This window comes from Amycolatopsis sp. NPDC023774 (genome assembly GCF_040639695.1).
In the GTDB taxonomy this organism is placed as follows: Bacteria; Actinomycetota; Actinomycetes; order Mycobacteriales; family Pseudonocardiaceae; genus Amycolatopsis.
Genome location: NZ_JBFAAJ010000007.1, coordinates 1 through 14,190, shown reverse-complemented (window position 1 = coordinate 14,190; position 14,190 = coordinate 1). Strand labels below are relative to the sequence as shown.

Annotated in this window: 13 protein-coding genes and 1 pseudogene; 9 read left to right on the top strand and 5 right to left on the bottom strand. The window is 69.1% G+C overall.

Annotated elements, in window-relative coordinates:
- Positions 1-8: 8 nt before the first annotated feature.
- Positions 9-845, top strand: a complete 837-nt coding sequence (locus AB0F91_RS17620) for a PHP domain-containing protein (RefSeq protein ID WP_360598589.1) — start codon at positions 9-11, stop codon at positions 843-845.
- On the opposite strand, the gene AB0F91_RS17615 is transcribed toward AB0F91_RS17620, so the two are convergent.
- The gene (locus AB0F91_RS17615) at positions 842-1,474 is read right to left on the bottom strand and encodes a TetR family transcriptional regulator (protein ID WP_360598588.1); all 633 of its coding nucleotides are present in this window, start codon (positions 1,472-1,474) and stop codon (positions 842-844) included. The two genes, AB0F91_RS17620 and AB0F91_RS17615, sit on opposite strands and share 4 nt — an antisense overlap.
- A 74-nt stretch (positions 1,475-1,548) precedes the next feature.
- On the opposite strand from AB0F91_RS17615, the gene AB0F91_RS17610 reads away from it, so the two are divergent.
- Positions 1,549-2,958, top strand: coding sequence for an FAD-dependent monooxygenase (locus tag AB0F91_RS17610; RefSeq protein WP_360598587.1), 1,410 nt, complete (start codon positions 1,549-1,551; stop codon positions 2,956-2,958).
- On the opposite strand, the gene AB0F91_RS17605 is transcribed toward AB0F91_RS17610, so the two are convergent.
- Positions 2,937-3,599, bottom strand: coding sequence for a dihydrofolate reductase family protein (locus tag AB0F91_RS17605; protein ID WP_360598586.1), 663 nt, complete (start codon positions 3,597-3,599; stop codon positions 2,937-2,939). The two genes, AB0F91_RS17610 and AB0F91_RS17605, sit on opposite strands and share 22 nt — an antisense overlap.
- Before the next feature lie 44 nt (positions 3,600-3,643).
- Between AB0F91_RS17605 and AB0F91_RS17600 the strand changes: the two genes are divergently transcribed.
- Positions 3,644-4,615: a methyltransferase gene (locus AB0F91_RS17600; RefSeq protein WP_360598585.1), complete on the top strand. Its 972-nt coding sequence runs from the start codon at positions 3,644-3,646 to the stop codon at positions 4,613-4,615.
- Between the two features lie 270 nt (positions 4,616-4,885).
- Here AB0F91_RS17600 and AB0F91_RS17595 read toward each other — a convergent pair whose 3' ends face one another.
- Positions 4,886-5,551: a class I SAM-dependent methyltransferase gene (locus AB0F91_RS17595; protein ID WP_360598584.1), complete on the bottom strand. Its 666-nt coding sequence runs from the start codon at positions 5,549-5,551 to the stop codon at positions 4,886-4,888.
- Between the two features lie 275 nt (positions 5,552-5,826).
- On the opposite strand from AB0F91_RS17595, the pseudogene AB0F91_RS17590 reads away from it, so the two are divergent.
- The 5 genes and pseudogenes from AB0F91_RS17590 to AB0F91_RS17570 form a co-directional block, all read left to right on the top strand.
- Positions 5,827-6,513 (top strand): annotated as a pseudogene (locus tag AB0F91_RS17590) (tyrosine-type recombinase/integrase); the annotation flags it as partial.
- Positions 6,514-7,332: 819 nt separating this feature from the next.
- Positions 7,333-8,319 carry a LuxR C-terminal-related transcriptional regulator gene (locus AB0F91_RS17585; protein WP_360598583.1) on the top strand — a complete coding sequence of 329 codons (987 nt, stop codon included), beginning with the start codon at positions 7,333-7,335 and terminating at the stop codon, positions 8,317-8,319.
- 95 nt (positions 8,320-8,414) lie between these two features.
- Positions 8,415-8,840, top strand: coding sequence for a hypothetical protein (locus AB0F91_RS17580; RefSeq protein WP_360598582.1), 426 nt, complete (start codon positions 8,415-8,417; stop codon positions 8,838-8,840).
- Positions 8,822-9,163 (top strand): hypothetical protein, encoded by a 342-nt coding sequence (locus tag AB0F91_RS17575; protein ID WP_360598581.1) that lies wholly within the window; start codon positions 8,822-8,824, stop codon positions 9,161-9,163. The genes AB0F91_RS17580 and AB0F91_RS17575 overlap by 19 nt, the downstream gene beginning before the upstream one ends.
- A 5-nt stretch (positions 9,164-9,168) precedes the next feature.
- Entirely contained in the window at positions 9,169-10,176 is a 1,008-nt protein-coding gene (locus AB0F91_RS17570) for a hypothetical protein (RefSeq protein ID WP_360598580.1), read from the top strand.
- Positions 10,177-10,386: 210 nt separating this feature from the next.
- On the opposite strand, the gene AB0F91_RS17565 is transcribed toward AB0F91_RS17570, so the two are convergent.
- Positions 10,387-12,660 (bottom strand): hypothetical protein, encoded by a 2,274-nt coding sequence (locus AB0F91_RS17565; protein WP_360598579.1) that lies wholly within the window; start codon positions 12,658-12,660, stop codon positions 10,387-10,389.
- Between the two features lie 230 nt (positions 12,661-12,890).
- Positions 12,891-13,142: a hypothetical protein gene (locus tag AB0F91_RS17560; RefSeq protein ID WP_360598578.1), complete on the bottom strand. Its 252-nt coding sequence runs from the start codon at positions 13,140-13,142 to the stop codon at positions 12,891-12,893.
- 539 nt (positions 13,143-13,681) lie between these two features.
- Here AB0F91_RS17560 and AB0F91_RS17555 point away from each other — a divergent pair.
- A complete protein-coding gene (locus AB0F91_RS17555) occupies positions 13,682-14,020 on the top strand; it encodes a hypothetical protein (RefSeq protein ID WP_360598577.1) in 339 nt (112 codons plus the stop codon).
- Positions 14,021-14,190 lie beyond the last annotated feature (170 nt).

Here is a 14,190-nt window from a genome sequence, read left to right as displayed (position 1 = left end):
GTGAGGGCGTGCTGCCGCAGGACAGCCACGTCCACACCGAGTGGTCGTGGGACACCGTCACCGGGTCGATGGTCCAGTCGTGCCAACGCGCGCTCGTGCTCGGCCTGCCGTCGGTGGCGTTCACGGAGCACGCCGACCTCACGCCGTGGCTCATCCCGCCGCCGATCCGGCCGCACCTGCCTGATCACTTCCGCGTGCGGATGCGGACCGACGGCGTGCTGGAGCCGCCGGCCCTCGACGTCGAGGGTTACCTCGCGCGCGTGCAGGAGTGCCGAGAGCGGTTCCCGGACCTGCGGATCCTGTCGGGCGTGGAGCTGAGTGAGCCGCACTGGCACCGGCCCGAGGCGGACGCGTTGCTGGCGGCGCACCACTTCGAGCGGGTGCTGGGCTCGGTGCACTCGCTGCCGGAGGGTTCGCACCACTACGAGCTGAGTGTGATCGCGGACCGCCCGGCCGACGCGACGCTGCGCGCGTACCTGGGCGAGGTGCTGGGCCTGGTGGAGTCGACGGCCGATTTCGAGATCCTGGCCCACATCGACTACGCGCTGCGCACCTGGCCTTCGTCGAAACCCTTCGTCGCCGCGGACTTCGAGGAGGAGTTCCGCACGGTCCTGCGCGCCTTGGCCGACAGCGGCCGCGCTCTGGAGCTGAACACGAAAGTCCCGCTGCCGCGCGACGTCCTGCTGTGGTGGGCCGCGGAGGGCGACCGGATCCTCTCGTACGGCAGCGATGCCCACGCACCCGAACTCGTCGGCCACGCTTTCGCCGAGGCCGCCGCGTTGGCGACTTCGTGCGGGTTCCGGCCGGGCCGGACTCCACACGACCTGTGGGTCCGCCGGACCTAGCTCTTACCGAGCGTCCCCAGGCCGTTCATCAGCAGGTCGAAGCCCAGTTCAGCCGCCGCGACCGCGTCGGGATACGCGTCGGTCGCGGAGACGCCGTTCGCCATGCGGTGGTGGTTGTCCATCGACAGCCGCCATTGCACGGACACGATCTGCGCGGCCGCCAGGCGCGCGGTCAGCGGCGACAGGTCCGGTGACTCACCGAGCTCGGCCGCCAATGCCAGTTCCCCGCTTTCCCGGAACCGCAACAGGCTCGGCAGCAGGGTCGGCGTGCCCATGATCAAGCGGTACAGCGCCAGCACCTGCGGGAGGTCGCAGAGCCCGGTGATCGGTTCGTGGCGACGCAGGCCGTCGAGGAAATGCTCACGCAGCGCGGGAAGCGGCGCGTCGCGGTGCGCGCGGACCACGCGCGCGCTCTCGTGCTCGTGGTCTGCGATGCGGTGCAGGACGAGATCGTCTTTGCCCCGGAAGTAGGCGAACAACGTCCGCCGCGACACCTCCGCGGCCGCCGCGACCTGCGAGATCGACACCTGGTCGAAGCCGTGCTCGAAGAACAGCTCGAGGGCGGCGTTCGAGATCGCCTCGCGCGTGCGCTGCTTCTTCCGCTCACGCAGGCCGGTCTGCTCTTCCACGAAAACAAGGCTACCGCGTGGGTGCACTCGGGGCTATATTGCACTAAGTATACTTATGCACTGAGGAGCGCTTTATGGACGTGGTGGTGGTCGGAGCGGGCCCGACCGGGTTGACGCTGGCGCAAGAGCTGGCCCTCGGCGGCGCCGAAGTCGTGGTGGTGGAGAAGCTGACCGAGCGCATCGAGCAGACGAAAGGCGGCACGATCCAGCCACGCACCGCCGAGCTGCTCGACGTGCGGGGCCTGCTCGACGCGATGCTCGAGCGGCAGTTCGAGCGTGTCGCCGTCGGCGGGCATTTCGCCGGGCTGCCCGTACCGCTCGACTGCACGCCTTGGCAGACCAGGCATCCCCTCCCGATCGGCATTCCACAGTGGAAGGTCGAGGAGGTGCTGGAGGCGGCGGCGACCGCCCGCGGCGCGCGCGTGCTGCGCGGCCAGGCCGTCACCGCGATCCAGGCCGACGACGCCGGTGTCACCGTGACCACCGACCGGGCCCTGCGCGCTCGGTACGCCGTCGCCTGCGACGGCGCGCACAGCACGGTGCGCAAGCTGCTGAACCTGCCGTTCCCCGGCCGGCCTGGCACGTATCGAGCCGTGCTCGCCGACGTGCGGCTGTCGGCCGTCTCCGAACTGGTGCCCTCGCGCGCCGGCCACATGAGCACGATGACCAGGACCACCGCCGACCACTGGGGCATGCTCGTGCCGACCGGCGGCGACCACTACCGCTTCACCTACGGCAGGCTGAATGAGGTCGAGCCGCCGATGACCGCGGACGCCGTGCAGCAGGCGCTCACCGCGATCTACGGTGAACCCACCGCGCTGGCCGAGGTGCTCACGATCTCCCGCTTCAGCGACGCCACCCGCCAGCTCGAAAACTACCGCCACGGCCCCGTTTTCTTCGCCGGCGACGCCGCCCACATCCACGCGCCGCTCGGCGGGCAGGGCCTCAATCTCGGTGTGCAGGACGCGTTCAACCTCGGCTGGAAGCTCGCCGCGACGCTGAACGGAGCCGCGGACAGCCTCCTCGACACCTACCAAATCGAGCGCCGCCCGAAGGCCGCCCGCGTGCTGCACCACACGTCTGCCCAACGCGTTCTCGCCGTGCCGAATCCGGACCCGGACCTGCTCGCGTTGACCGAGATCTTCACCGACCTCGTGCGCCTGCCCGACACCAACCGCTACCTCGCCGGGATGATGTCCGGTTTGGACGATCCCGCGCGGCTGCCCGATCTGGACCTTCTGACCGCCGACGGACCGACCCGCGTGGCCGAGCTCCTGCGCGACGGACGCGCCGTCGTGCTCGATTTCACCGGCGAGGTCGAGCTGCCCGCCGGCTGGACCGAACGCGTGAACCTGGTGCGTGCCAAGGCAGACACCGCGTTGCCGGCCGTGCTGCTCCGCCCCGACGGCACCGTCGCCTGGCGCGGCGACACCCCGCTCGAAGACGCTCTGCGCGCGACCTTTCAGCCGGCCTTGGGCGCGTAGCGGATCAGCACGACGTCACCGATCGCCCGCGTGTCCAGCAGTTTCATCCGCCCGCCCGGGTACACCGCGGGCAGCAGGAACCGCGGCGCGGCGGCGGCGCCGACCACGAGCGGCGCGATGGCGAGGTGGATCTCGTCGGCCAGGCTCTGCGAGAGGAACGCGGTGTGGATCTGGCCGCCGCCCTCGACCATGAGCCGCCGGACGCCGCGACGGCCGAGGTCGTCGAGCAGCACACCGAAGTCGACCTGTGGTCCGAGCGCGACGACTTCGGCGAGCCGACCGAGCCGTTCGCGCACGGTCGGGGCGCCCGTTTCGGTGGTGTAGACGAGCTTTTCCCCACCGTGGTGCCAAAACTTCCACTCCGGATCGACGTCACCCGACGCCGTCACGGTCACCTTCAGCGGGTACGCGGGCTTGCCGGCACGCAGGCGTTCGGCCCGGCGTTCTTCGCTGTTGACCAGCAACCGCGGGTTGTCGGCGCGGATCGTGCCCACGCCGACCAGGATGGCGTCGGAATCCGCGCGCACCTGGTCGACGCGGTCGAAGTCCTCGGCGTTGGACAGCAGCAGCCGGTCGGGGGTCGTGTCGTCGATCGCCCCGTCGACACTCGTCGCGACGCTCAGCAGCACGTGGGGACGCATCAGCTCTCCTTTTTCGGTTGACCAGCCCGGCACAGTAGATCTTCGTGACCCATGACGATACGAACTCCCTGCGCCGCCTCGCCGGACTCGCGACGCCGATGGCGCTGCGCGTCGCCGTGACCCTCGGCCTGCCGGGGCGTCTGCGCATCCCCGCGCCGGCCGCCGAGTTCGCCGCCGAGCTGCAGGTGGACGCCGTCGCGCTCGGCCTCCTGCTCGACCACCTGACAACGCTCGGCGTCCTCGAACACACCCCCGCCGGCCACCGCACAACCACGTACAGCGAAAACCTCGGCGACGACCTCACCGAAACGCTCCTGAACCTGAACACCGCCGGGGGGCGCGCCGAGCTGGCGTTCGTCGAGCTCGCCCACAGCATCACCACGGGCGAAGCCGCCTACCCACGCCGCTACGGCCAGGACTTCTGGGCCGATCTCGCCGAGGACGAGCACCTTCGGGAATCCTTCGACCGCCAGATGACCTTCCGCATCCACGAGCAAATCCCGCAGATCGTCTCCGGCTACGACTGGTCGCGGTTCTCGACGATCGTCGACGTCGGGGGCGGCCGGGGCGACATCCTCGCCGCCATCCTCACCGCGAACCCCGGGTTGCGCGGCCACCTGCTCGACCTGGCCCCGACGGCCGCCGACGCCCGCCGCACCTTCGCCGCCCATTCCCTGGACGCCCAGGTCACCGCCGGCAGCTTCTTCGACCCAATCCCACCCGGCGCCGACGCCTACCTGCTCGTCGACATCCTCCACGACTGGGACGACGCCCACGCCCACCGAATTCTGGCCCGCTGCGCCGAAGCCGCCGGCCCGACGGGCCGCATCCTCGTCGTCGAACCCGTCACCGGCCGCCAGGCGAACACCGAAAGCACCCTCGCCATGCTCACCATCTTCGGTGGCCGCGAACGCCACCTCGACGAGTTCCTCGCGCTCGCCTCGGCCCACGGCTTGACGCTGGACACCGTCACGGACCTGACCCCGCAGCGCTGCCTGCTCGAATTCCGCCGCTAGGGCGCGCTCGCGACCGTCGTCACCATCACCACGACCGGCAGTCGAGCGGAGGGCACGCCGGGGCACGAACGGCGGAAGAGCCGCGTGAGACGACGAAGGCCAGGTGCAGAGATACGCCTCCGACCTGGCGGTGTCGCGATGTCGATCGGGTGGAGCTGAGGGGAATCGAACCCCTGCGCCCGCCTTGCGAATGTCCGCCTGCAGACCCGGGCCGACCTGCCGAGATCTCACGCTGGGTCTACCTGCTGTTTTGCGGCACTGTTCCCCGTGCTACTGGCCGCTAGCCTCCGGCAGCGCCGAGCGTCGCGCGGCGAGCAGCACCTGCGGGCGCTGCTGCTGCGGTGGCTGCGCAGGCATCCGCAGGTCGGCGATCAACTCAAGACCGGCGTCGGCCAGCATTCCGGCCAGCTCTTCGGGGCGGTACAGGTGAGTCGTCCAGGACACCGGCAGGCCGCCATAACCCGTGGTCGGCGGCACGTCGCCGTCGCCGACATGCGTGCCGACAAGCGCCTGGCCACCGGGCACGAGCGCCTCAGCGAAGGTCCTAAGCACACCGGGAAGCGCCTCACGCGGAAGGTTGAACAGCGACCACCAGCCGAGCACGCCGCCGAGCGATGCCGGCGCGAGGTCGAGCTCGGTCGCCGAAGCGACGGAAAACCGCAGGTCGGGGTGAAGTCGACGGGCGTGCTCGACCATGCGCGGCGATAGGTCGACACCCGCAGCGTCTAGCCCGAGCTCGGTGAGGTGCGCAGTGATGATGCCCGGACCGCAGCCGACGTCCAGGACCGGGCCGAGCCCGCGGACGGACTCGGCGAAGGCGGCAAGCGCGGCCCGTAGCCACGGCACCTCCTCCAGCCGACCCACACCAAGCTCCACATAGACGTCGGCCACCCGGTCATAGGACTCACGAACCGTAAGAAGATCGGATGGCTGCACGGAGGGCACCCTATCGAGGCATGACGAACGCGAGCAAAGACGTTTGCCGGCCCCGAAGGGCGCGGGCACGCGTCATGACGTTCGCTGGATCGTGCGCAGCTGGTACAAGTACTCGGTCGCTTCGGGTTCGCCGGCGTACGTCCCGCGTGCTGCGGGCGATATTCAACACGGCCGTGGATGAGGACAGGATCGTGAAGCGCGACCCGTGCCGGATCAAGGGCGCGGGCGAGGACCCACTCTGCTGAACGTCCGGTGCTCACGATAGCCAGGTCTACAAGCTCGCCGACGCAATGCAGCCGCGCTACCGGATGCTTGTGCGGCTGGCGACGTTCACGTCACCGCGTTTCGGCGAACTGGCCGCACTGCGTCGGCGCGACGTCGATTTGCAGCGCCGGGAAGTTCGCGTCCTCCGCTCGCAAGCCGAAGTGAAGGGCGCACCGCGGCTCAAGGGGCCGAAGAGCGAGGCGGGAAAGCGTCGCATCGCGATTCCCCGAGCCATCGTGGCAGAACTGCGCGAGCACATCGAGCGGTACGCCGAGCCAGGCGCGGACGGCCTGGTGTTCGTTGGCCCGCAGGGTGGCCGGCTGCGTCGGCACAACTTCCGGTGGCTGTGGGTGAAGGCAAAGAACGTCGCGAACATCCCGGACGACGTGCACGTCCACGACCTCCGCCACAGTGGCAACGAGCCGGCCGCCGAAGGTGGCGCGCCGACGCGTGAGTTCATGGCCCGGATGGGCCACTCGACCACGCGGGCCGCACTGCGGTACCAGCGTGCACGGCGCGAGCGCGACCAGACGATCGCCGATTCGATGAGCCGCAACATCGAGTCGGCGCGCAAGCGCCCTCAGGGCAAGCGCGCCCGTCGGCGGGGCGCGGCCGGGGCGAGGGGCACGCAGGGGGCCACGGCGGGAGGTACGGCCGCCTGGTACGACGAAGGCCAGGTCGGGGGAAATGCCCTCTGACCTGGTCTTAGTCATGTCTACTGCGGTGTGGAGCTGAGGGGAATAGCCTCACCCGAATCCTCGCCGTCTACAGCGGCATGGGCAGCTTCAACGATCTGGTCGTTCAACCCAGCAACAACTACGCCGCCGAACCCAACGAAGTGGGCGACCACAACCGGAAGCTCGACAGCCTCAGAGCGCGAATTCACCGGACCGCTCTTCACCTCCAGCAAGAGCAACGTCGGTGAGGTGCCTCCTCTACCTCGCCAGCCGCGCGAGGCGCGTAACTGGTCTCACCCGTTGCCGGACCTCCATGCACCGCGGGAGCGGACCGGACTCACGTCCTGATTAACGCGACCCCGACTACGGGCGCGGCTTGGTCGAGCCAGGTCTTCAGCGCGTTCAGCAGCTGCGGATAGAGCGACGAGCGCGAACGCCGTACCCGGCGAACAAATGGCAGCGCTGTTCGGGGGAGTTCAATTGCTCCGTGCAGTACCCGGCTTGCGCCTCGACACCCGGTGCCTGGGGAAGCTGGAACGGCTCGTTGCCGTGGCTGTGGTTCGTGCCGGACGAGGTGGCGTCGGCTCCGCGGGCGGCGGTGGCGCGCCTGGCCGAGCAGCTCCAGACAGCATCCGCTCGGCCCTGCAGCGCCTGGCACTCGACCCGAACCGGCCGGGTCGCAGCTTCCGCGACTAGTGGCAAAAACGCCGGGGCCGGCCTAATCAAGAAATCTGTGGATCGGATCCGGATTCCGCCGGGACGGTGATCAACATACCCGGGTGGGTGGCGACCACCGGGGGTGCCCGGGAGGATGTCCCTCCACGCGCGACGGGAGGGTCCATGACGGCGAAGGTGCTGGCGGGGTTGGTGTCGGACGGCGCCGCGGACGCCTACGACCGGTTGCACGCCGCGGGAGTACTCCCGGCGGGCACCGGGCCGGGCGAGTTCGACCTCGAAGGGCATCCGGGCCGCGAGCTGTTCGACGCGGGCCTGGTGACCCTGGCCGGTTCCGGCGACCGGCAACGGTTCGTGCGCGTGGTCCATCCGGCGATCGCGCTGCGGCGGCTGCTCGACCGCCAGCACCGGCAGCTCGCCGCCCTTCAGAGCGGCCTCGCCGACTCGTGGGAACGGTTCGCCACCCTCGTCGCGCCCAGCACCGGCCTGACCCCGGGCGAACTGGACGGCGAGGGCGTGGAGGCCGTGCGGGACCCCGGCGAGATGGCACGCCTGGCCGCCGGGCTCTACCGGTCACCGCGGCGGCTGCTGCGCGCGACGTTCAACGCCCGCTCCGGCCACAACCCGACTACCGAGGGCCTGCTCCTGCCACCGCCGGACGCGATCGCCGCCGGCGTCGAGTTCCGCATGCTTTACGACGCCGACCACGCCTCCGACGCGTGGGGCTCGCACGGCATCGAGCAGTCGGTGCTGGCCGGGGAACAGGCCCGGATCCGCCGGTCGGTGCCGGTGAAGATGATGCACGTCGACGACAGCGTCGCGCTGGTGACGATCGACCGCACCGGCGCCGACGGCGCGCTGCACATCCGCTCTCCCGCCCTGCTCGCGGTGCTCGCCGAGTGGTTCGACGCGCTGTGGGCCGCGCCCGATACCAGCGCCATCGGCGAGGCCGCCCACGCCGAGCTGACGCCCGCGCAGCACAAGGTCCTGCGCCTGCTGGCCGCGGGCCTGACCGACGAGTCCATCGCGCGCCAGACCGGCACCGCGGTCCGCACGGTCCGCCGCCACGTGGGCGCGATCCTGGAGATCCTCGGCGTCGACAGCCGCTTCGCCGCCGGGGTCGCCGCGGTCCGCCGGGGCTGGCTGGAGTGACCGCAACCGGACATTGTCCGGAATTGACCTGGTGACGCCTCGCCTCAGGACGTCACACTCTCTGTCGTCCGCGGGGAGCGACCGGAGGGGGAGCAATGCGGCGGAGAACGGGGAGGGCCGTCACGCTGGCCGGGACGCTGGCGCTGTTCGCCGGGCTGGCAGTGAGCCCGGCGAACGCCGCCACCAACCCCTACACCCCGGAGGAGGTGTGCGGGGCGGGCTACCGGGTGATCGACTCGAGGCCTGCGACGTGGAACGGCAAGGCCTACGCGGGTGTGTACCTGCTGTACAAATCGGGCGGCTACAACTGCGTCGCCACGATCAAGTGGACCGCGATCGGGACCCCGACCGACACCATGGCCGGGCTGTACCGCGACTCCGAGGATTCCAGCCGGAACCTCATCGACCAGGGCGACTACAAGTACTACGCCGCGGTGAGCGGGTATGCGCCGGACTGCATCAGCTACGCGGGCTGGTCCGGCGCCGCGGTCGCAACGAGTGGATGGGGATGGTGTTCGTGAGCGGCGGCTACGAGGTCGACCTGTCCGGGCTGGAGGCCGCCGGCAAGGCGCTGACCGGCGCGGCGGGCTGGGCCGCGGAGAACGCGGGCCACCTGCACCGCTGCCGCACGAACGTCGAGTTCACCGACGGATCCACTTTGGACGAACTGTTGCGGGGCGACGTGGAGAACCTGCCGCTGCGCAAGCTCGAGAACGTGATCGCGCGGATGGCCGATCTCACCGAGCGCCGCCAGACACACGTGGTCGACGAACTGGACTACGCGGGCACGGCCATGCTGAAGATCAAGGCGCTCTACGCGCGCGCCGACGGGCAGGACGAATAGGGGCCATGGGCAGTTACGAGGAGTACCGGGAACAGCTCTTCGCGGAGTTCCTGCGGCTGGCCGGCGTGATCGAGGAATGCGCGAAGATCCTGCTCAAGCAGACGCCGCCGCCGGTGATCGAGGGTGTGGGCACCCAGACCGACGAGTACGTGCGACAGCTGTCGATCGACGCCGCGAAGAAGAAAGAGGTCGTCTGGGAGGCCTACGAGCTGCTCGGTCAGCTGCACGGGTACCAGGCGGGCGCCGCCGAGGCCGCCGACCAGGCCCGCGGGCAGCTCCCCCCTGTGGCGGTCACCGTCGAGGACGTGGACGGCAAGTTCAAGTCCGTCCGGGACGGCCTCGAGGACTGGACCGGGGCGGGTGCCCTGGCCGTCAAGACCACGCTCAACGACCTGGAGACGTTCGTCGGGAACCAGTCCGCCTACGTCCAGTACCTGGACAAGACGCTGGAGCAGTACGCACTCCTGGTGCGCACCGGCGAGGACAACGCGGAAGCGCTCGCCGCGAACATCACCAAGGCACTGACGGACGCGGCCAAGAACCGCTCGGCCGCCAAGGTCGACTTCGCCCTGACCATGTTCTACGGCACTGCCGGGCTGGTCGAGGCCGTCAAGACGGGCGACCCGGTCGACGCGGTCAAGAATCTGGAACAGGTCGTCGGCGCCATCGAGCATCTGAAGAAGACCTGGGAGGAGACCGACCCGGACAAGATCATGGCCCAGTTCCGCACGGACGTGCGCCAAGCGCGTACCAACCTGGCCGAAGCAGGCGACCGGCTGGCGGGCTACTTCACGGCGATGCTGGAGACCATGGCGCAGGAGAACAACCACAGCTTCTTCAAGAACCCGGCGCTGGGCATCGATACGACCAGCCCGACCTTCAAATCGGCCGAGTTCCGCCTGCGGGAAGCCGCGAACTGGAACGAGTTCGCCCGCGCGGTTGAAAAGCTGCCGAAGGAATCCCCCGCACCGACCCGAGGCGCGATCGCACAACGCCTGGAGGCCGCGGGTTAGAGCGTGTTTCACAAGCGTGGTAGCCATTCGTTGCTTGCGGCGATCTCGGGGAGTTCCCGAGCCGAGTGGTAGTCGGCCGCCTCCGGGTCGACCAGGTCAGCGATCCAGTCGCCTCGTCACGCCGGCTGATCGACGCTATACACGTTCGGTGACGCGTCGGAGCTCTACGGGCGACCGCGGGTGGTTTCGCGCGGCGCGTTGCTCCGGCGTTCACTCGTGGAGGTGCCAGATGGTGACGGTGCTGCTGGCCCAGCTTCTGGCGGCCAGAGCGTCCAGTGTTGTGTGATCTGCCGGAACTCCGCGGGAGTCCGCGATAAGCCACCGCACGCCAGCTTCGTACAGTTCGTCGAGGCCAGGTTTGGTGGGCGCCACGAACGCGGCTTGTTCTTTGGCAAGCTTCGCCGGGTCCCAGAACGGACTAGCGTTCCACACGGTGGTGGCTTCCCACGCAGTATTGAGATTGCGCGAGGCGTATGCCCAACCTCCGACATACTCGTCTCGGCCAGAAATAGCGGCCAGGGCGAAGGTCTTGGAGGTGCACGGGTTGGGGAGCGAGATGTTCGTCTGAAGTTGGGTGCAGACGCGGTTGACCGCGAGCACATCGTCGCTGCCGGAGTGCTCAGCGAGCCACTTCCCTGACGCCATCTCGTCTGCGGTGATCCGCAGGTTGACCTCCGCCGTGGTCATCACCTGGCTGTAGGTGGGTGCGGCAGAAGTCAGGTAGATCCCTGTGCTGAGCAGGCCGGTGCCGAGCAGTGCGCTGACAGCTCCGACGGACAGCATGGCCCTGCCGCGGTTGCGGAGGCCGACCCACGCGAGCGCGGCCGCGGCGGCCAGGATCGCGGCGGTGACGGCGAACGGGAGCAGGTAGTGCGCGACCTGCCGCAACGGACTCATGTCTGCGGCCGTGGGAGGGTGACCGAACTGCGACGCGAGCCGGGCTTGTACTGAGGCGGGGAAGATCATCGCGGATACTGCTGTCGCCAGGGCACCGATTGACCCGCCGATGAGGGCGGCCCGTGCCGGCATCCTGCCACGGTGACGCTCCCAGAGCACTGACAATCCCCACGCTGACCCGATGAGTCCCACCGGATACGCAGAGACCAAAAAGAACGCCTCGGACTCGCCCGGATGCCGCAACACCGCCACCGCGCCGACTCCGGCCAGCACCGTCCCGAGAATGAACCACCACGCCGGATCGCGGCGCTCGGTGCGGCCTGCACACGCCAGGCCGACCAGCCTGACCAACACCGGACCGAACGCCAGGACAACGCCCGCGACAACCGTGATCGTCGGCACTGGCGCCAAGGTCATCGCGAGATCATCCGGCTGCGCTCCGGCCAGGCCCGGAAACATCTGGGCGGCCCGGCGACGGAATCCGCCCAGCACGTCGACGTGGAGGCCATTGTCGCCACTGCTGTATATCGTCACGAGCGCCACGAGCATGACTCCGGCCAGTGTCACCAGCGCCAGCAAGGAACGCTTCGCGGGTTTGCGGTGTACCAGTGCACCCACCACGGCCAGCGCGGCCCCACCCGCAAGCACCGCCAGATTTGAGGGCTTCGCACCGGCCGCCAGCACCGCCAGCGGGACCAGGAGCGACACGGGAGCGGTCGTCCCTGTTCCCCTGCCACGGATCAATGCGATCGCGCACCCGGCAACCGCGACCGTCGGCAGCCACCCGAACGCCGCCGTCAGGCTCGCCCACCAGTAAGTCTGGACCATAAACAGTGACGTGCCCTCGGCACTCAAGGTCACCACTGTCGTGCCCACCACACCCAGCAGGATCGCGACGATCGGCCCGGCCCAGACGCGGCGCGCCACATCGCGAGCCACAACTGCGGTAGTCAGCACTACTGCCGGCAGGACGGTCGCAGGGGCCAAACGCACCACGACATCGAACGGATCAGCCCCGCTGTCGAGGAGATGCGCCAGGATCGCGTGGGTGAACCACTGGTAGGAATAGGGCTCACCGTGCACTAGGGGGTACGTCAGACCCACCGCGTGTCTCAACTGGCCGACCACCGCAAGCTGGAACACCGAATCCGGGTAGTAGACGCTGCCCGCGGCACCAGGACTTGCCGGTGTCCGCCGCAGGAAATCCATCGTCATCCACGCGATCACCACCAGCATGACCCCGGCCATGACCAGGTTGGGAGCCGCGCCCCACCCAGGAGCCGGTCGTGCCAGCAACCTGGCTCGAGAGACGGGGAACACCAACGTCACGAGCACGACAAGGGGCCCGAAGACCCAAGGCGGCACGGTAAACGGGAGCAGCGCACTCACCAGCCAGCCGAGCAACGCAACTACGCACCCGATCGGCGCACCCCAGCCCACGTCCTCGATCAGGGCAGCGGGCTCACAGCGGCAGGAACGCACCACAGCGACGCCCGGCGCGACGACGCCCAACATGATCGCGCCAATCCACAGCATGGTTGTCGCTGGCGAGGATCCTGTCATCACCGCGCAGGCCAGCCATGTCAAGCCTGAGACGAGCCATGCTGCCGGGTGCGCCCAAGTCCACGTCCGGCGCGTACCCATGGTTGCTGTCACGTCGCAATCATGTAGGTCAGCGATCGGAGACGATTTTTCAGGGTAGACCTCGGGTTAAGGCAACGAGCATCTGTCCGCCGATCGTTTCAGCAAGTGCGGGAGATGAGGTTTTCGGCGGCCGGTGGGGTGACGGCGTTGCCGCGGTCGGAGCCTTTGACTTTCTAGTCCTTGGCGAACCTCATGCCAGCGGCGATCTCGTGCGGGGCGAGCATCCGGAAGGTGGACTGCTCGACCGTCGCGCGGCCGGCAGGCCAGCCGACGGACGACTGGTGTCCGGCGCTGGCGATCGCGTGGACGGGCTCATGTCGGACGCGCGTGTGTTCGGCGTCGGCCGGCGGGCCGGCCAGCCCGTGGTGGTTGCCCTGGGCCGACACGGTGGGCAGCGGCCCGTCCACCGGGTAGGCGGTGGTCATGGAGCCAGCGCCGCGCAGCGGGGACACGAACGGCGGGATCACCATGGCGGTCTCGCGACGGCAGGTCTGGGTCCGCAGCGGCTGCTCGATGTTTGGTCCTTTTTCTTGGTGGCGCCGGTGGCCGGCGGCCGGGCTCGGGAAGTCGTGGGGCTGGTGCTGCCTGGTTTTCTTCGCGGCCCGTAGTGCTGGGGCGTCAGCTTTTGCCGTCGCCCTTATCGGCGCCGGGCGCGGCCCCAGAGGCTCGCGATCAAGGGATCAGGCCGAAAAGTTTGAAGCCACGCCGTTTTGCGGGTTCAAAAGTGTTCGGACCCCTTGATCGTGAGTGGAGGACCGTGCTAAGCCGGGCTGCGAAGCTCGAAGACACAGACCGCGCTTACGCGGCACCGTGTTCCACCCGCAGAGGGCGGTGTGAGTGCAGGTGACCGGACGTGGGCGTGCCGGCCCGTTCGGGCTGGTGTTTCTGTCGGTGCCCCGTGTCACCCTGGGGGTATGGAGCCGACCGGACGCGATTCGACAAGATCCCGCCACGCAATCTGCACGTGCCGGTGGTCGACTTCGCGCGCCTGTGGCTGGCCGCGGAGGAGCTGTACGACCGGGAGAAGTCGTGGTCGGCTTTCGGAGCGGTGCAGATCTCCCGGTGGCTGGTCCGCGCGACGGTGCGTCCGGCCAACGGCCGCAAGTACTTGGCGGACTCGCCGGTGACGAACCGGTTCGGCCTGGCGCACGAGGAGATGAGGTCGGCGAGGCGGAGCCAGTCCTGCATCGCAACGCGGAAGAGGCCGTGGCTACGAGCGTGGCGCTCTTCGTTGACCTCAGCGAGGAACCGGGTCCTGATCTTTTCGGCCTCGCGCTCGTCGGTCGTCGACTCCTCAAGGTAGAGGCGCTTGCCAGTCACAGGGTCGACGCCGGCGTAGACCTGATGCGCCCCGGGTCTGGTGCAGGTCTCGTTGTCTGTCACCGAGCCCGGGCAGGCTCGAGGGGTTGATCGTAGCGTGATGCTCGGTGGTCGGCTTCGGTCTGGGCTGGGGTGCAGTGGCCGAGCTCGCCG